This is a genomic window from Sphingobacterium sp. UBA2480, from assembly GCF_002341965.1.
Lineage (GTDB): Bacteria > Bacteroidota > Bacteroidia > Sphingobacteriales > Sphingobacteriaceae > Sphingobacterium > Sphingobacterium multivorum.
In genome coordinates this window covers 488,172-508,452 of sequence record NZ_DDPA01000007.1, presented here as the reverse complement: position 1 = coordinate 508,452, position 20,281 = coordinate 488,172, and the positions used below count along the sequence as shown (strand labels likewise).

Genomic DNA, 20,281 nt, shown 5'->3' with positions numbered 1-20,281 from the left:
TTATCTGACTTCCTTTCCTGATTCATCTATAAAATAATACTTACCCGAAGCGCTATTCTTTCTCAATAAGATGCTTCGGTTTGGATTGTCCACGTGATAGAACTGATAGGTCTGTCCGTCGTCTTTACTGCTCAGCACATAATTCTTTTCCGGGTGATCTTTCACCCATTTAAAGGGATCATTGAGCATCATCAGCAGGAGATTGACAAAGTAGAGATTCTTGGGTGCATCAAGTCCGACTGTAGAAAGCGAGCGCTGTTCAGTCACAATCAAGAAGAGCTGATGTTTTACCCGCGAATAATTATCAAGCCACATGGTCCACCAGGCCGGTTGCTCCAATCGGGCAGAAATTATGATGCGCGCGCGTATCAAGGCTGGATTTTCAACAGCAAAGTCATCGCTTGCCTTTAGTTTTATGAGCAGTGATACAGATTGATTTTCAAGTTCGCTGATATTGTGTACGATAATGGGCAACCGTGCCCGGCCTGCATCACTTTCTATGGTATAGGCCGATTTCAACTGTTCATAATGCAGATCAGCACGGGCCGTTGATGAATCCTTTTCCACGAAAACCTCGTATTGTCGCGCTTGCTGATCACGGTATCCCATCACTTTGACAGGAACAAAAATGGTATCCTGTGCCTTGGTCATATCATAGGCAAAGGTGTATACAATGCTATCCCGATCCGTGTCGCTCAGATCGAAATAAACATTAGCCGACCTATCGTAAGTCGTTAAAACCGCCTTTTTACAAGACCACAGTAGCATCAGCGGCAGTAGCAGAAGTAATAAAATATTTTTTTTCATTGTGGTTACTATTTACCGTTGTCCATAAATTATTTCATCATCAGGCAGCGGCCAAACATAAATTTGTTGACTGGCTGGAATTGTGGTGCCTTGCTGTCCGACAATTGGTACATTGAGCCGCTTATAGGCAAAAAACAATTGCCCTTCGGCAAACATTTCCTTACGGTATTCCTTAAGAAGTTCGTTTCGAAGTTTGGAATTGGTTGATATATCTACTTTCTGACCAATGCCGCGATGTTCACGTACCTCATCGAGCCATGCTGCAGCCTGAGCGGGAGATGTCTCGTAGCTACATTCAGCAGCGATATAATAGATTTCTGACAAGCGGATCGCAGGCGCAACCAAATAATGCAGATTGGCTGCAAAACTGTCGCCCAGTGTATTCCTTCGATATTTGTGAATAGATGATATAAAGGAATTCCCAACACTTACCGTTCCAAACCATTGCGTATAGCGCATGTCACCGCCACCGGCTCCTGCAACCTCGTAAATGGTTTTTGCTTCATCCTGATCTAGATAAATCGCGCTGTTGTTATCCTGGAACCAGTCGTTGTTATAGGTGCTGTTCATGCCTGGAATGTACCAGGCAAACAATAGCTCTTTATAGAAAACCCGATCTTTTTTATCCGCATCGACGGCAAGGAAATCCGTGGCATTGGTCCATGGAAATTTTTTGACATCGATCACTTCACGTGCGTTCAGCAATGCCTTTACTTTATCTCCACTATAGAGATAGGTACGCGCTAGCAGCCCACATACGGCATAATAGTTGAGCCGGTGCCTTCTGTTTTGTAAAAAGAGACTCTTATCCTGCAGTTCTGAATTTTTCAAGGTGTCTCCGACGGTAGGATAACCAATCACGTAGGATTTCAGGCGGATGGGATCAACCTTGAGCAATTCTTTAGCGTCTTCCAGATCTCGGATCACCGAATCCAGAAGTTGCGACACCGTGGACAGTTTAGTGGATTTATTGGAATAGGTCGTTACATAGGGAATGGCTTCAATTTTGTCATTCACAGCCGGAGCCGGACCAAATAGGCGTAAAGCATCAAAATGCAGGTAGGCTCTCAAAGCCAGCGACTCCCCTTTGATCAATTGATAGTTGCTTCCCGTAAATAACTGCTTTTTACGGTCAATTTCACCAAGTATCAGATTAGCATTGACAATACCATTGTATAAACCCTTCCAGATATTGTCCTTTCGACCAATAAAGTTGCCATCATTGTATTTAAACAATTTGGTCTGTTGATAACGCAAGGGATCATTACTTGACAGCGCATAGTTCTGCGCAAGCACTTCTGGCGTTCCGATGGTCAGCTCCTTGCCATAGAGATCATCTTTAGCACATCGCGTATATACGCCGATCAGGGCTTCCTTGAAACCGTCCTCGGTAGAAAAGAGGACCGACTTGTCGATTTCGCTTTCAGGTTGTATATCCAGCCACTTGGAGCAAGAAAGCGTACTCAGGGCTGTGAACAGTATTAAAACTATAGTTAACTTCTTCATCTGTACATATTTTTTCCATCCGTAGGATGATACTTACCATCTTTTATAATCCGGCCTGTAGGGTAAAAGTCACACTGCGGGCAAATGGATACGTAATTCCGCGTTCTACTTTTACCGAAGACCAACGAAAAATATCATTTGCAACAAGTCCAACACGCAGGCTCGACAGCGCCAATTTTTTCGACAGCGCTTTTCCAGCATCGTACGAAAGATTCAGTGACTGCAGGGCAAATAAATTGTCAGGCATGATAAAACGCGAGGATACCCGCGTTTGCCCCAGATCCTGTATGCTTTTGTAAAAGGTCACATCGCCAGGATTTTTCCATTTTTCCTCCAGGACTCTACTGTCTACATTATAGCGCGGGTCGGCATTTTCGACACGATCTACCAAGGTTTGATTATAGGTTTTACCTCCTATCCGCGTCTGGAAATAAGCGACCATCATAAACTGCTTATAGCGTAGTGTCCCGCCGAAAAATCCTTCCATTTTTGGTGTAGCCACCCCGACGACATCAATATCCCGTGCATCCCAGTCATACGACAATGTGCCATCTTTTTTGATATACACTTCCTTGCCGTTTTCCGGATCTATCCCCAAGGAAGGGACGGCATATATGGCGTCCAACGACTGACCTTCTTTATAGCGAAGCAAGGGTACGGCCATTAAATCACTCCCCTGCTGTGCTTCATCGACGCGTTCGTTGTAGCTCTTCAGTGCATTTGAAATACGTACGATTTTATTTCTGTTCCGTACCAAATTTGCCAATAGACTCAGCGTCCATTTTTCTTTTTTAAGGGCAATCCAATTGGCGTTGAGTTCAAATCCTTTGTTTTCAAGATCGCCCAGATTCTCTTTATAAGAGCTGAATCCCGTAGAAGGTGCCAAGTTGATATCGGCCAAAATATCTCGGGTAATCTTATGGTAGTAGCGAGGCGAAAGTGTCAGACGATCATGCCAAAGTCCAAGATCAAGACCGACATCGGTACTCTGGGTCTTCTGCCAGGTCAGATTTTCATTACCATAATTACGGACCGTACTTCCCAACCCTGAGGAATACCAATTGCTCTTATCATAACTATAGGTTGTCCGCGACATGTAAGGATCGAACTGTACAGACCCCGTCAGTCCTATCGTAGCACGGAGCCGCAACTGGCTGACCACATTGTTGGCAAACCATTTTTCCTTATGCATATTCCAGCCGATTCCTGTCGACCAAAAGGGAGCAGTACGCTTATTGGACCCAAATTTGGAGGAGCCATCAATACGGACGGTAGCATCCATCAGATAACGGTTATCATACGAATAATTAGCACTGAGAAAGGCACCAAATAGCCTGGAGGCACCCAAGCTACTCGAAGGACTCGCATTCTCAGCATATCCTTTGGCAAATCCCACACTGGTAAATCGGTCATTTGGAAAGCCTATCGCTTTGAAAGAACGCTCATCATAGCTTTCCGTCCGGATATTGGTTCCCCCGACCACATTGAAGCTATGTAGATCAATCGAACGCATCCAATTGAGCCGTATGTTTGCATCCCAATACAATTCATTATTTGTATAGCTGGTATAACTACCCTTTTCATCTGTTTGTGCTGTAGGATAGAAATAAAAATCATTGGCTAAGGGCGAGCGGAAATTATCATCGGTATTCAAGCGTTTCAACAAACTCACCTGTCCCCGCAGGCGCAGTCCATTGCTGAGGTCAAAATCACCGGAGAAATTGTTCAGTAATTCGGTATATCCCAGTTTATTGAAACTATTCAACGTCGCATTGTAAAGTGGATTCAAGACATATTCCCGTTGTGCACTTCCCGAATTTGCTACCCTTGTCCATACATCGGCCTCCTGTATTATATTTCCTTGATCATCTGTCATGCGGTAATAAGGATTCATTCTGACATAATCTGCAAAATTTCCATAGGGAGATTCACGTCCATCGACCACTGTTACGGCAAGCTCGTTCTGAAATCTAAATTTACCTTTGAGGTTATAGCTAAAGTTTAATCCGCCCGAATATTGATTTCTTCCCGATCCTTTCATCACACCGGGCCTGGTCTGATAACGCATGTCCACGCCATAACGAAACGTCTCCGAACCACCTTCCAGATAAAGGCCATGCTTTTGCCCAACCGCAGTCCGTACAGGCTGTGACAGCCAATAGGTATCCACACCGCCAAGGACATTGGCCAGCTTTTGATAATACAGTTCATCCAAGGCATCCTGTGGCTGCCGCTGAATCGTGGCATCATACAGCCCGGCCAGCTTCTCATAGGCCAATTTATCAGCAGCATGCAAAACATCATATCCGGTCAGGTCGGGCATATTCACATTGCTCTCATGCGTATAAGTCAACTGCAATTTACCATCCTTGGGCATTTTGGTCGTAATGACCATCACACCGTTGGCCGCTCTCGAACCATATATGGCGGTTGCAGCAGCATCTTTCAAGATCGTGACGCTTTCAATACGGGTCATATCCAGGTCGAGCACCTTCTGTACACTTACTTCAAAACCATTTAATATAAAGGCCGGCATATTGATTGTGGTCGTGATATTATCCCTTCGCAGCACTTCATTCCCTCCGGTGGGCAATGAAGAAGATCCACGCACATTGATATTTGGCAAAGCATTGGGATTGGATCCAGCAAGATTGTTGTCGAGCAATTTAAATGATGGATCGAACACTTGCATGGCCTGCAGCACATTCTGCGGATTGACCTGCCGTAGTTCATCACCACTTTTGGTAATAGCAGTTCCGGTATAGGAATCTTTTTTTAGTACCTGATAACCGGTAACAACGACCTGCTCTAGTGCATTCGCTTCTTCTTCCATCACTACACTATACTCATCTTTGTTTTCGACCAAGGCGAGCGTGTAGTTTTTATAGCCCACCCGACTTAATGTAAGCGGTTGCATTGTACCGACAAAAGAAAAACGTCCCTCTTTATCGGCCACTGCGATGGTATTGCCCAACTGTGAAATGTTCACGTCGGAAAGCGGCGTACGGTCTCTCCCAAGGACTTGTCCGCGAATCTGTTTTTGGGATGATTTTTCTACCGGGGGGAGGTTTTTGGGCTCGGATTTCCGTGGACTTATTTTTTTTTCCAGGAAAATCGTCTTCGATTCAATCGTATAGCCGATTTCCTGCGGACTTAAAATTTTATCAAGAAATAATTTAAGCGGCATTTTGTCCGCTTTAATTGAAATTGGCTTCGCCGACTCCAATATCTTTTTGGCTCCGAGCACTTCATAGTTCGTCTGAATTTTGACCACCTGCAGCACATCCATCAGTGGAACATTGCGCCCGGCATAGGTTACGGTTTGCCCATTTACCTTATGACCCAGCTGTAGCAAGACGGCCAAAATGAGCCATAAAAAGGGTCTGGTCGCTTGTGAAAAACAACTTAATTTCATTAATTCTAGTTAGTTTAGTTAGGTTAGATTGCAGGATCGATTGCATAGATGACAAGATCCACTGCCCAATTTGTTAATTCATATCGTTTGGTCAAGTATAATTTTACGTTCTTTACTGCCCTCCTTTCTGTGCTTTAGGATTATTTTTTTCAATGATGAGTTTCCCATCGTCCGTCAAATGATAGGACAGATCCTGGTCTTTTAATATTTTTAGGATCGTTGATAACTTGCTCGTTCTGAATGTTCCCCCGAAGAAGGAAACATCGGGTACATCGCCTTTATAAACCACATCAACCGCATACCATTGAGACAGTTCATCCATGACCTGCCGAAGTGATTTTCCGTCAAAGTTGAATTTGCCATATATCCAAGCCATTTCCTGCGCTATGTTGACCGGATGCTTGGTAAGCTCCGTTCCTTCATTGACCGACTGATCGCCGGGGAGCAAGGTTACTTTTTGGCCTTTGATCAATTCTTTTACCTGTACTTTTCCCTCCAGCAAGGTTGTTTTTATCTGTGCTGCTGTCGGATAGGCATTGATATTAAAATGCGTTCCAAGTACCTGCACCTGTTGATTTTTGGTGTGCACAATAAAGGGTTGATCTTTGCGTTTTGCAACTTCAAAATAGGCCTCGCCCTGGAGACTGACCTCGCGTCTGTCTTTCGCGAATACCGTCGGATAAGCAAGTGTAGTCCCAGCATTTAGCTTCACCTGAGTGCCATCGGGCAAAGTGACCTCGTAGGTACCACCACGCGGAGTTTCTATCCGGGCAGATACCGCTGCATCGATCGACGCCACTTCATGACCATCGTTATAACGTATACCTCCGCCATCGATCACGACTTGCTTTTCGCCCCTATTCAAAGCATATTGTCTACCATCTGAGAGTGTTATAATCGCCCGATGGGAAGCCGGAAGGCGGTCATTTACAGCCTCAAATTGGGTTTGAACCGGCCGGCTGTTATCCCGATTCCAATACCACACAACCGAAAGAGCTAACAGCACACTAGCGGCAGCAACATAAGGCCATAGACGCTGCAGCAGCCCAGACCTTTTGGTTGAAGAACGAAAGGAAAGCTTAGCTTTTATCGACTCAAAATTACGTTGCTTTTCAAAATGCTGTAGACTGGCATAAGCCTCACGCTGCTGCGCCTCATCCAGGCAACGCCAATAAATCTGTTTGTTCATCACGGATTCTTGCAGCCAGCGTTCCAAAAAAAGACGGTCTTCGCCGCTGAGCGTTCCCCGCATTTCACGGAGGACAAGCGAACTGATACGGATAAGTTTTTCTTCTTCTTTAGGGTCCATTTTACGCTATTTCATCTATAGATACCACGCCGATTTAAAAAAGTACCAAAGACAATTAAAAAAAATTAAATTTTTCCAAAAAGGACGATCAATGAGAGTAGATAATTAAAGGAATCGCGTTTTAAATGTTGGCGTAGCAGGCCTAGGGCACGTAACTTTTGATTTTTTACTGTTTGAATATTTAGTTGCAATAGATCCGCAACTTCCTGATTGCTGTTGCCTTCGAGGTAGCTCAGCTGTATAATTTCACGTGCTTTGGGTGGCAGCTTCTGAATGGCTTCGTAGAGTTCGGCCATGGCTTCGGTATACACAATTTCATGTAGATAAGATTTTTGATTCTGTTCCTGTTGTGCCACATAACTATCGACTCGATTCAATCTTCGCTGCCGAGCGGTCTGGTGATTAATGCCTACATGACGCGTAGCCTGATAAAGCGCCGCCTTCAGATGTGATAAACTTTCAAAACGCCGTCTGCTCTGCCATAAGCGGAGAAATCCCTCCTCGGCGATATCTTCAGCTTCTTTGCTTTCATCCACAAAGCTCGATGCGTATAAACAAATGCGACTAAAATAACGGTTATATACATGCGCACAAGCCTGCTCCTCCCCGTTGAGGAAATCTTCAAGCAGCTCTTTTTCGCTCGTATAGTTCATTGGTAGATCGGTTTAGCTAGCAGTTCATCTTTTCGTGGTTAAAGATAACTAAATTAATTTTCACCATTTACCTCATCAAGCCATAAATTTTTCAGCCAAGCACATAAAAAACAAGCTCAGGTCAGTAATTTATTCAGAACTGTTTCCCTACCCTTGTTTTTTCGTTGCCAAATGCCCTACCTTTGAGCTGTCGCTTTTTAAAGCAAAACCTAATCCAATAAATCAACCTATTTGCCCTATGACACCTTGCTCCAACAAAATTTCTGAAAGCACCTTTCTCCGACACCTCATTATCTGGACAATTTTGTGCTTGATCACAGGCTTCAATTACTGCTTAGCGCAGCATAAGCAGACCGCTGACCGCGAGATACCGAGATCTATTATTGACCGAGCGCTAGCGGCCTCCATAAAAATGTTCGGTATAGACAGTGTAAGCAGTCAACAAAACAGTGCGCCTTTCAGTGGAGTCATCGTGCGCTCGGATGGAACAATCCTTACGGTGGCGCATTCCACCAAGCCGGGCAATTTTTATCGGGTGATTTTTCCTGATGGCAAGCAGGGTATTGCCAAAGCGCTCGGACGACTGGTCGTCGATCAACAGAGCAACTTGCCCGATATTGCGATGATGAAGATGCAGGGCGAAGGCCCCTGGCCATTTGCGGAAATGGGCTGGTCGTCATCCATCGCCGAAAAGCAACCCTGCTTTGGACTATCCTATCCCGAAACCCTGCCCTTCAACATCCCCTTTCTCCGCACTGGGCGCATTCTAAAAAAAATGGACGACTATGGTTTTATTCAAAGTAGCAGTATTATGGAGCCCGGTGATTCCGGCGGTCCATTATTTGACGCCTTAGGCCGCGTAATTGGCCTACATAGTCGTATCGATGCTGCGGAGGGCATCAATTTTGAGGTACCTGTAAACAGCTATCGCAGCTATTGGCGCTCGCTGATCCATCCGGTTGCAATCAACAGTTATCCCACTGCTACTGATTCAATCGGTAGCGATCCCTTAGCGAAAGACCTCGTGGTATTGGGACGCAAAAAACCAGCACAAGATCCCAAAACAAATGTTCAGTCTATCCTTATCCACAGTAAATTGCAGGGAGATAGCACGTATATATTAGGCACCGCATTTAATCTGGCAAACAACAAGCAGGTGATCTTATCCAAGAGTAGCCAGATTGGCGCTGCGCCAATGGCCAAATTTCGCAACAGCACCTATGCTTTAAAGATCCTGCTCAGAGATGAAGAAAACGACCTGATCGCACTTATAAGTGATCATAAATTTCCGGCAATCACTGTATCGGCGAACACCGGACTAGCCATTCCTGATTCGTTACTCGGTATAAAGCTGTGGTCACTGCTTGCCGCCAATAACCGTAAAAGCGGTGTCCTCGGCATGCAGCCGCAAACCTTTCCACGCATACCGATTCCGGGCACGTTCGATGCGCAGATGCAGGAGATTGCAGGTCTTCCAACCTTAACAAAAGTGGACAGCATGGGTGCTGCAGGACGGGCTGGACTTCGTATTGGAGATCAAATCATGGCGTTAAACGACCAGGATGTTGCAAGTGCCCTCAAAATCAATGCGGCCATGCAACAATTTTCCGCAGGCGACACGCTACAGGTTCGATACCGACGCGGGTTGACGGCGCTACATACCCAGGTCATTCTGTCCAAATGGGCAGTGCAGCAAAACCCACATCCCGCCAATCACATTCCCAAAGGAAAATCAACGCGCAGGGATAATTTTCCACGTGTATTTCTCCACGATTCCCGCATTCATGCCGACGAATGCGGAAGTCCGATCATCGATAGCGAAGGCAATTTTATAGGACTCAATATTGCACGCTTTAGTCATACAGCTTGCCTTGCTATCCCTCGAGATACTATCCTGAACATTTTATCCAAAGCGCAACACCTCATTAGCAGCTCAAAAAGATGATGTTATCAGGTAATTTTCAATACTGTCGCAATATTGTTTTGAACGAAGTCGTCGGGTAGCGATACTTGCAGGGCATTGTCGAGTTGTCGAAAGGAAATCCGATCATCCGTTCCGAGCAGCTCTACCTGACTGACCTTTCGCGTATGGGCCGCCGAACGGCCCAATGACTTGATTGTAATCTGCGTTCCGGTCGTTGTTCCCATAATAAAGGCATACACTTTATTTTCCTTTGTCGTAAAACGGACATCATCGCCGGTAAAAGCTTTACCTTTTCCTTCATTGAAGCCCTGCACACTCAATGTAGGAGCTTCCTCTTGTGCAGGTCCCTCACCAAAAATGCGCCAAGGACGCGTTCCAATGATGGCTTCTTTGTGTATGGCCATCCAGCTTCCTATGCCCTGTACCACTTCCTTCGCCCTATCGTCTATAGAACCATCGCCGCGCAAGGGTACGCTCAATAGTAAATTACCATTTTTACTAACTACATCAATCAACATGTGAATGACAGTTTTGGCCGATTTATACTGATTATTTTCATAAATCCGGCGATCATAATGCCAGGAACCTATGCAAGTGCAGGTCTGCCAGGGCTGTGGTTCAATGGTATTGCTCTGTCCCCGTTCGATATCCCATACCAGGCATTTCCGTTGCTGTTCATTCAGGATTTTACCGTTAATGACCACATCGACCTTGCCTTTGTTTGCCAGCATACTTTTATTATAAAAGTCGGCCGCGATCTCCAGTCCAACATTGCTGATTGGATAAAGCGGCAGTACCGTATCGTCGAAGTAAACCATGTCGGGTTTGTAGTTATCGATCAGTTCCAGGGTGCGCGCTTTAAAATTTTCACAGTACGCTTTATGCGGTACGCTCACGCCGGAGGTGACATCCCAGTGCCACTGCCGATGAACCGTGTTGTCGTCTTTGCTATCCAAACTGGGTTCATGATCCTGAGCGTAGAGCTCCTGTGGATCGTAGTCTGCCCACCATTTTCCGACGCCATCTTTCTTTGTCAGCTTCCCATCGTATGCTACTCCGGCAAACTTTCCAGCTTTATCACTTCGTTGCGCTGTCTCATACCAGGTCCAGGCATGGGCTGCGTGAACGCTCACACCAAATTTGAGTCCTCGCTTTTTGGCAGCACCCTCCCAGCCGCCTACAATATCTTTTTTGGGGCCAACATTGACGCTATTCCATTGATGGTGGCTACTGCGGTAAAGATCCAGATTATCATGATGATTGGCTAGGGCCATGAAATACTGGGCACCGGCATTTTTATAGAGGTCCATCAGCTCTTCCGGATTCCAATTTTCGGCTTTCCATTGATGGATCACATCCTTGAAACCAAAAATGGAAGGATGTCCATATTTTTCGAGATGATACTGGTATTGATCGGATCCTTCCTGATACATACCGCGTGCATACCAGTCGCCCCTTTCCGGCTGACACTGTGGGCCCCAATGTGCCCATATACCAAATTTGGCATCCCTAAACCAATCAGGTACCTGATAATTTTCAAGTGAGCGCCAGTCGGGATGAAAAGGTACTCTTCCCAAATAGGTGTGTGCAGCGCTAAATTTGCCAAGGAAAAGCGTCGGAATAGTTGCACCGAGAAACTTAATTGCTGTTCTTCTGTCCATTTACAATGATCTTCGATCAGAATGCCTCGACACAAATAGCACGACAAAGGCATCCGGTTTATAATTTGTTATCTACTTGAATACCAAAAATACCTGTATTGGATCAGGAAAGAAACTACATAATCGATCAATACTAGTACAATATCGACACAGGATTCTTTTTGATCAGTTGAACAAAAAAAAGGTGCCCTAAAAAGGACACCTCCACCTAACACTAACTATGAATAAATAAAAACATCTATTTTCCCAAATCAATTGTTCATATCATTGCCTTTCAAATTTTTATTGTTGTCCAATTCCGACTGTGGAAAAGGATAGAACATTGCTTTGGTAGACCAGCCGCCTTTTTTTAAAGGTTCCAGCCAGCTTGGATTGGCCATCCCCCACCGTAACAGGTCAAAATAACGTTGATATTCACCCAAAAATTCAACAAATCGCTCATGCACGATAATATTTTTGATCGTATTTAAAGGAACGCCGTTTTTTACTAATCCCTGAGCGATCAATCCATCTACGTCAGGAATTGTTCCATTGGATTTTTGATACCATAGGTGTGGCTGCTCATCGGGAACGATATTATTGGCGCGCTTACGCACCAGGTTGATGTATTGTTTCGCTCCGGCGATATCGCCACGTTCATTGAGACATTCCGCATAAAGCAGCAGCACATCGCTATAGCGAAAAATACGATCATTGTTGCCATTATCAAAGTCAGCGATCTGAACATCCGGACAATATTTCCGGGTACCAAAGAAATCTTTATTGGTCGCCAGGTTTTTCATCCAGTCCGTATAGGTCGTGACCTTACCGTCGAGTTGCGTAAACTTTGCACCATTCTCGCACCAAAGCGTCATATATTTCCGGGGATCTCCTTCCTCAAATTCATCATGGGCCATTTTATTGGGCGCCAGATTCCACCAGGCACCACCCGTTCCGTCAAACATACCGATTTCCTGCCACCGCCATGAACTCGATATATCGTCCCCTAGCCAACCTGGGCCATTGTAAAGTTGCACCTCGAAAACCGATTCTTGATTATTCTCTTTCTTTTCCAAAAAATTATCGCTGTAAGCGGACATCAACTGATATTCCTTGCTATCAATAACGCTTTTCAATTGAATCTCGGCATTTGCAAAATCCGCAGCCTGTCCTTTTGCCAAGATCGGTTTGTACAGGTAGGTTTTAGCCAGGTAAGCCTGTGCTGCACCTTTGGTTGCCCGACCGATCATTTTACTGTCGGCATAGAGTGCTGCCCGCGTTGGCAATAATTCCGACGCCCTCTTAAAGTCATCCACGATTAGGGCATATACGGCTCCCGCCTGTGCATTGCCGGGATAGTAATCATCGTTGGTCTCGACAGGTTTATTGATCAGCGGAATGGTTTCGCCAAACAACATGCTCAGGTGCAAATAGTTCAGCGCTCTCAAAAAATACGCTTCCCCCAAGAGTCTATCCTTTCTATTTTGGTCTATTTCGCCTTCAAACTTCTGAATCCGATCGATGGCTAAATTAGCCGCAAACACCCCGTTCCAAAAATCTCTCCAGGTCTGGGCTGCCATCCCATCGCTCGCAGGGGTATTGTAGGTATCCTGATACATGGGTTCCCATTTGAAGGTATGATTATAATCATCCCCAGGAGCCAAGAGTTCGAAATACAAACTACGCGCATATCCCCCCTGCGTACGTCCGATCAGTGCCTGGTAGGCCGGTATGACCGAATTTTCCAATTGATCTGCTGTTTTATAATAGGTGTCTGTCGACAATTCCTGCGGGTTGGAGAGATCCAAATTCGGTTTGCAGCTTGAAAATTGTATCAGCAATGCAGCAGCTGCGAGTTTTATATATTTTCTATTCATGATGTCAATAAGGGATTAGAATGTAAATTGAATACCCATAAAATACTCTCTTGAATTTGGAAAGCTCAACCCCCAAGGCGTTTGCCCATCGATACCACGGCTTAGATTGGAGCGTGTATCGCCTGAGCCCACTTCAGGATCATAACCTGAATACTTGGTAAAGGTCAGTAGGTTTTTTGCGCCTACGTAAAACCGCAGTCGGTCGATCTTCCAACGTTCAAGTCTCGCACTTGAAAAACTGTAACCAATGTTGACGACTTTGAGCCGCAGATAAGAACCATCCTCCACAAACCTGTTGGATGCCCTTAAATTTTGATTCGGGTCGCCGAGTACTGCACGTGGAATATTGGTATCTGTATTTTTGGGATAGATGGTCGTTTCACCGGATACGGGATTTTTGAAGACAAGTTCTTCTGCGCGGTAGCGATCAAGTGTTGACGCAAAATTATTGTAGTAATGATACATCCCCTCGCCCCAGTATCGGCTATTGTTGTAGATATCGTTTCCCTGACTTCCTTGCCACATCATCGATAGGTCAAAGGTACCAATAGCACTGTTGTAGTTTACATCAGCATTGAAACCATAGCTAAAATCAGGTATCGGGCTTCCCAAGAAGTCCTTATCCTGATCATTTAAGACCTTGTCACCATTTCGGTCATTGAAGCGTACATCGCCCAATGCTGCATGGGGTGCAAAAGCTTTATCAGCATCCAATTGTGCCTGACTGGTATATAAACCGTTGGTGGTATAGCCCCAAAATTCCCCTACCGAACGACCAACTGCTGTTCTTGTGACGTTTTCACCCCCAGGAGAGATACTTCCCCATAAAATTTCATTATTGTTGCCCAGACTCAGCACGCGGTTTTTCACAAAAGAAATATTGGCGCCGATACGATAACCAAAATTACCGACCTGATCTTTGTAGGAAGCCAGGATATCCCAGCCCCGATTCCGTATGCTACCGGCATTCAGCACGGGAAAGTTGTTACCATAGCCTGCGGTAAACGAAATGGGTACATTGATCAGCATGTCCTCGGTCTTTTTATTATAGTAATCAACTGTCAAAGCCAATTTATGATCAAAAAGCTCCAGATCGAGACCAAGATCAGTTGAATACTGACTTTCCCATTTTACATTCGGATTCGAGGGAGTCTGTGGCAGGGCCCCCGTGACCATCACATTGTTCAGGTAATACCAGACATGGTCGAAACTAACCGTCCGTTGATACTGATATTGTGCAATATCCGAATTACCCAGAAGCCCGTAACTAGCCCGGAGCTTCAATTCGCTGATTGCAGGAAACGCTTTCATAAAGGACTCCTGGCTGATGCGCCAGCCTGCAGATACCGAAGGGAAGTTTCCATAGCGGTATTGATTACTGAAGTTGGCCGATCCATCCCGCCGCATGTTAAAGGTCAACAGGTAACGATTGTCATAATTATAGTTGATACGCCCCAGCATGGAATACATGGCAGACTGTCCCACACCTGACCCCACAAGACGGGAACTCGCCAGGGATGCCGAATTAAGGATCAAAACATCCGGACTTGGCAAACCGCGGGCCCCGGCATTGACAGCATTATACCGGGATTCTTCTGAAGTGATTCCCGCCAAAGCCGAAATCGCATGCTTACCAAAGTTATTTTCATAAGTCAGCGTGTTTTCAAATAACCAGCGGTTATTCTGACTGCTGGAAATATTAAGTTCATCCGGATTATGGTTCTGATATTGACCAACGGAGTAATTACCAATATAGCCTTCATTGCGTATGCGGCTAAGATCAATGCCCATGTTAAATTTATATACCAGTCCTTTGATGATCTCATAAGTAGCCCACGCATTGCCGTTTACCGAAAAGTTGTCATTGACGTTTTTATTGAGGTATGCATTTGCCAATGCACTCTGCACATCCGTTCCATTGCCAGCTCCGGCAAAACCAGTGCTGCTGTTGGCATCGTAGAGCGGTAATGTCGAGGACCACTTTTGCGCATCGATGATATTTTTGTCGCTCCAGTTGCGGCGGGTGTAACCTAAGGAAAGGGTTTCGCCTATCTTGAGTTTTCCTTTGGTAAAATCAGCGATAAATTGGGCGCCATAATACTTATTTTTATCTTGAATAATAATGGATTTGTCTGTCGCATAGATACCGCTAAGCCGAAAATTGGCGTTTTGAGATCCGCCGGAAACCGAGAGATTATGCCGTTGATAATTGCCCGTCTGCAGCAATTCGTCCATCATATTATACCCCTGCCCGATGTCGGAGGGTTTAGACAGCGCGGCCAGATAATCTTTGCGTGAAGGATCCTTATTGTACATTTCCTCATTAATCAATTCGGCCAGTTGCTGTCCGTTCAGCAGAGGTATATTATGGGAAATATTTTTGATGCCGGCGAAGGCATTATAATCGAGCTTCACCTCTCCGGCTTTACCCCGTTTTGTGGTGACCAAAATAACGCCATTGGCCCCACGGGAGCCATAGATGGCACTTGATGCGGCATCTTTCAAAACCTGAATGCTGGCAATGTTATTTTCATCCGGCATAGCTCCGCCGATCATCCCATCCACGACATAGAGCGGATCGGTTCCGTTAATGGATCCAACGCCACGGATACGGATAGCGCCATTGGTTACCTGCACTCCAGGCACGGCGCTCTGAAGCGTAGCAATTGTACCTCCAGGTACTTTCACCAGATCTTTGGTGTCCACAACAGCGATTGAAGAGGTCAGATCCACCTTTTTCTGTTTGCCATAGCCCACAACAACCACTTCATCCACCGCAATTTCTGCGGCAACAAGCGGGATACTAATTTCCGAAGAATTACCGATTACATATTCTGCCTGATTATAACCCACATTGGATACAATTAAGATTTCACCCGGATTGAGCTTGAGTACAAATTCGCCTTTCTCATTGGTTGAAGTACTGAGGGTTTTATTCTTTACTTTGATCGACGCCCCGATAATGGGTTTTCCTTGATCACCTATGATCTTTCCATGGATCACCTTTTCTTGAGCAGACAGTCGTCCAATGGACATTAACATGGAAGCCATTAACAACCACTTCACTTTCCTATTCCTTTCTTTAGGAAAACAAAAGAAAGAAGACACATAATTTCTGTTCATAATCTTTTTTGAGATAAATGTCTTTTTGCCCCGAGAGGCGAGTACTTGGTTATTTATTTATACAAATTGGTTATTCGTTATTCCCTTTGTCGGATCAGTCATTCGAATGAGCCAGCTATTCGCCAATTGGTTATAAAACAAAGCTAGAAGTTTCGGTAAGATCGCTTTGCAACGAATATTTAAAAGAAGGGTAAAAATGTTTAAAACCTGTTATCAAGGACATCTCCAATTGATTTTAGCTAAAGATTCAAAGCCAACCTCTCGAACGAAAACAGCAAATCTATGGGAAAAGTCTTTCGGGAAGGCTTATAAAAATGCAGCGATCAGCACGCTACGAAAAACAATTTAACGCAAAAAATAATTCCTCATAATTTTTCATCTTTTGAAGAAATATCAACTATATTTCACATCTTTGAATTGATTTATGCAATCGATTGAATTAACCATTTAACGCATATTTTGGGTAATCTTACCCAACCTTTTTTTTAAAGAAAAAAACGAACCAAACTTAATGGAATATTTTTCACTATTGAAACATCGTTCTGATGAAATCATTAAATTCATCGCTAATTGCGGTATATTTTCTTTACTTCTCAAAAATGGTCAGGTAATCCATTTTATACCGGACAATCCCGATCATTTTATGAAATGGTTGGGTAGCAAAGGCATCAAAGATATCAAAAGACAACAAACTAATCGGTTACAGGAAGAAGAGGCTGCTGTCTGATATTTTTCAGCGGTATAGCTCCGACACGGATAATATTTGTATTTTTATTCATCGTCTTTTTCTTTTATTTTCAATACGCAGATCAATAAAAAGTTGAGCATAAAAAATAAGACCACACGCACAATATTGAGATTGCGCCACTGCATGGCTTTCTCTTTCAGGATCAGGTCCACGGTATCACTGTAGGGCAATCGCTGAAATTCCATCAGGGTGGGCGCAAAGTAGATCAAGGTCCAAATCCGAACGCCAAGATGGGCCAAAAACACGGCGACCATCAAATTCCGGGGCTTTTTTATTTTCCAATTATAACATAAAGCGACGATAAAGATAATTTCATGTAGGCTGTGCATGACAATCCAGAAAACCTTAAAATCCATGGCATATGGCTCCTGAAAGACAATCAGGGAAGAAGGCGGCGCTACTGTCCACGCAGGCACCATCAGTGCTGTCTCCCAAAGCTGTGCGCCATTCATCAGAAAGTATGCACAGATTGAATAAAATAGCCAATGGGTAGCTTTGGAGAATGTAAAAGTATTTTGCATGTTGAGGAATTATCGTTAATTTTCTATACAAAACTACCTCGCTTCCATCGCATCAACTTGCAAAAAAAGGAGTAAAACTAGTAAATTAGGGAACCATGGGATTTGAATTCAAAACTGACGATAAACCATTTCACATGGCCTTTGATCACGATAACTTCGATGGTGAAGGCTTAAAAGAGCATGCCTTTAACATCAGGCTTCCGGATGGAGAGCTATCGTCAAAACAATGGATTTTTGATGGTATTAAAATCCTATACACCGAAGCCATTCTTGACCGGACAACGCATTTCGACTGGAAGGGAGATACCGAACTGATCAGCATGCATTTTAATTTGCAAGGTTGTACATCGATCCAACAGGATGGAATGGAAGCTGCTTTTGAATTGAAAAAAAATCAGCATAATCTAAGCTATGGCACACAGGCGCAGGGAAAAATGATGTTTGATGAATTAAAAATGAAGTCCTTAGTGATTCAATTTCAAAAGGAATCTTTTTTGAACATATCAAAAAATGGAAACGAATCTCTTAAACGATTTGCCGATAGCATTGTAGCAGGGAAGCCCATCCTATTTTCCAAATCCAATTTGAACATCGATCTATCCCAACTGAACTGCATTCATTCGATTTTGAACTGTAATTACGCTGCCGATCTCAAAAAGTTATTTTTTCTTTCGAAGACCATTGAATTACTTGTCCTGCAAGCAGAGTCCTTCAATACTATCCAGCATTCAAATTCTACCTACCTCAAATATGATCACGATAAAGAACGGATTATATTCGCACGCGATTATCTGGTCGACAATATCGAGTCGCCTCCCTCGCTGATTGAACTGGCAAAGATAGCCGGGATAAATGAATATAAGCTAAAGCGGGGATTTAAAGAATTATTTCATCAAACTGCATTTTCCTATCTATCCGACCTGCGTCTAGAGCTTGCTAAAAACCAGCTTCTCGAGGGTAAAAAACCGGTTACTGAAATCGCATTTGAAATGGGCTATTGTTCGCTGCAGCATTTCAGTACTGCATTTAAGAAAAAGTTTGCGGTCAGTCCCAGCCAGGTCAAGTAGCATACTATTCCTTTCGAAGACAGGATGCTTATCGACCAAAGATAGTACAATATCGACCAATAAAGGCTGCTAGATTATTTTCATTTGTAAATAAGATGAAGATCCGTTAGACTTGTACTTAGATAAATATGCGCGCGTCATAAATAGTTGCGTCATCATTTTTGATTTTTAGAATCTAATCTTACGCCACATGAAGCTGTCTAAAGAAAATCTGATTAATATAGCTGTTCACAATATAGATCTACCCCACTCCTCCATTTTCGATTTACCCGAAAAAGTGATTCAGTTTGGGACAGGTTCCCTTTTGAGAGGACTACCCGATGATTTTATCCATCGGGCGAATCAGGCAGGGCTATTTAATGGACGAATTTTGGTTGTAAAATCAACTACCCAAGGTGACAGTTCAGCTTTCAATACACAGGATGCGCTATATACCCTCTGCGTGCAGGGTTATTCAAATGGAAAGATTGTCGATCGTCAGCAAGTAAATGCCTCCATTTCCAGGGTATTGTCGGCACAGCAAAGCTGGTCAGAAATTTTGGAAACTGCTACAAATCCGCAGATGGAAATCCTGCTATCCAACACTACAGAAGCAGGTCTGGTCGAAGATCAAGGTGACATCGGAGATAATCCTCCGGCAAGCTTTGCAGCTAAAGTAACCGCTTATCTCTATACCAGATTCCGTCATTTCAACGGCGATCCAAGCAAAGGACTTATTATTATCCCGACGGAACTCGTTCCCGACAATGCACAGGTACTTAAAAAAATCATCCTCAAGATAGCTGAACGGCAAAATCTTAATCCCGAATTTGTCAGCTGGATTAAAGAGGCCAACCACTTTTGCAATTCACTCGTCGACCGTATCGTCCCAGGGAGTATCTCGAGCAGCAAGTTCCCCTATGAAGACCTACTCGCTATTATGGCCGAACCATATTGTCTCTGGGCAATAGAAACAGACAGTGAAACCGTAAAGAAACAACTTTCATTTGCTGCAATTGATCCTGCAGTTAAACTTGTAGCCAACATCGAGCAGTACAAAGAGATCAAACTACGTTTATTAAACGCTACCCATACCCTATGCTGCGGCATCGCGCTTTTGTCTTCTGTAGAATATGTGAAGGACTTTTTTCAGGTTCCTGCGTTTGACCGGTATATCCGCCATATTCTTTTCAACGAAATCGGCCCCACACTACAGCATTATGCCCATATTGAGCAAGCAGCATGGGAAGAGTTTGGCAGGGCGGTGATCGACCGTTTTAAAAATCCCTTTCTTGCCCACCGCTGGCATGCTATTGCTTTACAGTATACCACCAAGATGAAAATGCGTGTGTTTCCGCTGATCGCCCCATGGTATTCTTTTCAGGGCAAACCACCAGTGGGTCTAGCCATTGGTGTTGCGGCTTATCTGCTGGTCATTCGTGAAGCCGCCAGTGGAAGGCTTGTTTTTCAGGACGACCTCCAACCCAAGCTGAGCCAGTATATCAACGGTTTAAAGTCCACTCACGACTTACTGTCCGATAAGGATATCTGGGAGCTATCATTCGCGGACTATCCTGAATTTTCTAACCTGGTACAGGAATTAGTTGAATTTATCGAGGCCAACAGTATCGGGCAAGCAATTGAAAAATATCTAAAGATCAACGCCCACTAGGACCAAAATTAGATATGTGACTAGTCATTTCAGTAATGAA

The 20,281-nt window shown here is 44.2% G+C and carries 13 protein-coding genes; 4 read left to right on the top strand and 9 right to left on the bottom strand.

Translation table 11 applies throughout. The annotated features are described in order from the left end of the window. From B3600_RS15435 to B3600_RS15415, 5 genes are all read right to left on the bottom strand, one after another. Positions 1-807, bottom strand: coding sequence for a DUF4843 domain-containing protein (locus B3600_RS15435; protein WP_286753575.1), 807 nt, complete (start codon positions 805-807; stop codon positions 1-3). 12 nt (positions 808-819) lie between these two features. Further along, positions 820-2,313: a RagB/SusD family nutrient uptake outer membrane protein gene (locus tag B3600_RS15430; protein ID WP_115050343.1), complete on the bottom strand. Its 1,494-nt coding sequence runs from the start codon at positions 2,311-2,313 to the stop codon at positions 820-822. Positions 2,314-2,356: 43 nt separating this feature from the next. Further along, complete coding sequence (locus tag B3600_RS15425) at positions 2,357-5,728, bottom strand: SusC/RagA family TonB-linked outer membrane protein (protein WP_115050341.1); 3,372 nt, start codon at positions 5,726-5,728, stop codon at positions 2,357-2,359. Between the two features lie 112 nt (positions 5,729-5,840). Further along, positions 5,841-7,037 carry a FecR family protein gene (locus B3600_RS15420; protein ID WP_286753574.1) on the bottom strand — a complete coding sequence of 399 codons (1,197 nt, stop codon included), beginning with the start codon at positions 7,035-7,037 and terminating at the stop codon, positions 5,841-5,843. 65 nt (positions 7,038-7,102) lie between these two features. Continuing rightward, on the bottom strand, positions 7,103-7,690 hold the full coding sequence (locus B3600_RS15415; protein WP_286753573.1) for an RNA polymerase sigma factor: 588 nt from the start codon (positions 7,688-7,690) through the stop codon (positions 7,103-7,105). Between the two features lie 238 nt (positions 7,691-7,928). On the opposite strand from B3600_RS15415, the gene B3600_RS15410 reads away from it, so the two are divergent. Then, the gene (locus B3600_RS15410) at positions 7,929-9,635 is read left to right on the top strand and encodes a trypsin-like peptidase domain-containing protein (protein WP_286753572.1); all 1,707 of its coding nucleotides are present in this window, start codon (positions 7,929-7,931) and stop codon (positions 9,633-9,635) included. A 5-nt stretch (positions 9,636-9,640) separates the two neighbouring features. Here the strand turns inward: B3600_RS15410 and B3600_RS15405 are convergent, their stop codons facing one another. The 3 genes from B3600_RS15405 to B3600_RS15395 all read right to left on the bottom strand — a co-directional run bounded on the left by B3600_RS15405 (position 9,641) and on the right by B3600_RS15395 (position 16,254). Continuing rightward, a complete protein-coding gene (locus B3600_RS15405; protein ID WP_286753571.1) occupies positions 9,641-11,275 on the bottom strand; it encodes an alpha-L-fucosidase in 1,635 nt (544 codons plus the stop codon). Positions 11,276-11,526: 251 nt separating this feature from the next. Continuing rightward, complete coding sequence (locus B3600_RS15400; protein WP_286753570.1) at positions 11,527-13,131, bottom strand: RagB/SusD family nutrient uptake outer membrane protein; 1,605 nt, start codon at positions 13,129-13,131, stop codon at positions 11,527-11,529. Positions 13,132-13,146: 15 nt separating this feature from the next. Further along, positions 13,147-16,254 (bottom strand): SusC/RagA family TonB-linked outer membrane protein, encoded by a 3,108-nt coding sequence (locus tag B3600_RS15395; protein WP_286753569.1) that lies wholly within the window; start codon positions 16,252-16,254, stop codon positions 13,147-13,149. A 511-nt stretch (positions 16,255-16,765) separates the two neighbouring features. Between B3600_RS15395 and B3600_RS15390 the strand changes: the two genes are divergently transcribed. Beyond that, the gene (locus B3600_RS15390) at positions 16,766-16,981 is read left to right on the top strand and encodes a hypothetical protein (protein ID WP_286753568.1); all 216 of its coding nucleotides are present in this window, start codon (positions 16,766-16,768) and stop codon (positions 16,979-16,981) included. 44 nt (positions 16,982-17,025) lie between these two features. Here B3600_RS15390 and B3600_RS15385 read toward each other — a convergent pair whose 3' ends face one another. Further along, positions 17,026-17,523, bottom strand: coding sequence for a transposase (locus B3600_RS15385; protein WP_286753567.1), 498 nt, complete (start codon positions 17,521-17,523; stop codon positions 17,026-17,028). A 95-nt stretch (positions 17,524-17,618) separates the two neighbouring features. Here B3600_RS15385 and B3600_RS15380 point away from each other — a divergent pair, with 95 nt between their 5' ends. Further along, positions 17,619-18,590: a helix-turn-helix domain-containing protein gene (locus tag B3600_RS15380; RefSeq protein WP_286753566.1), complete on the top strand. Its 972-nt coding sequence runs from the start codon at positions 17,619-17,621 to the stop codon at positions 18,588-18,590. Positions 18,591-18,780: 190 nt separating this feature from the next. After that, complete coding sequence (locus B3600_RS15375) at positions 18,781-20,241, top strand: tagaturonate reductase (protein WP_286753565.1); 1,461 nt, start codon at positions 18,781-18,783, stop codon at positions 20,239-20,241. Positions 20,242-20,281: the final 40 nt, after the last annotated feature.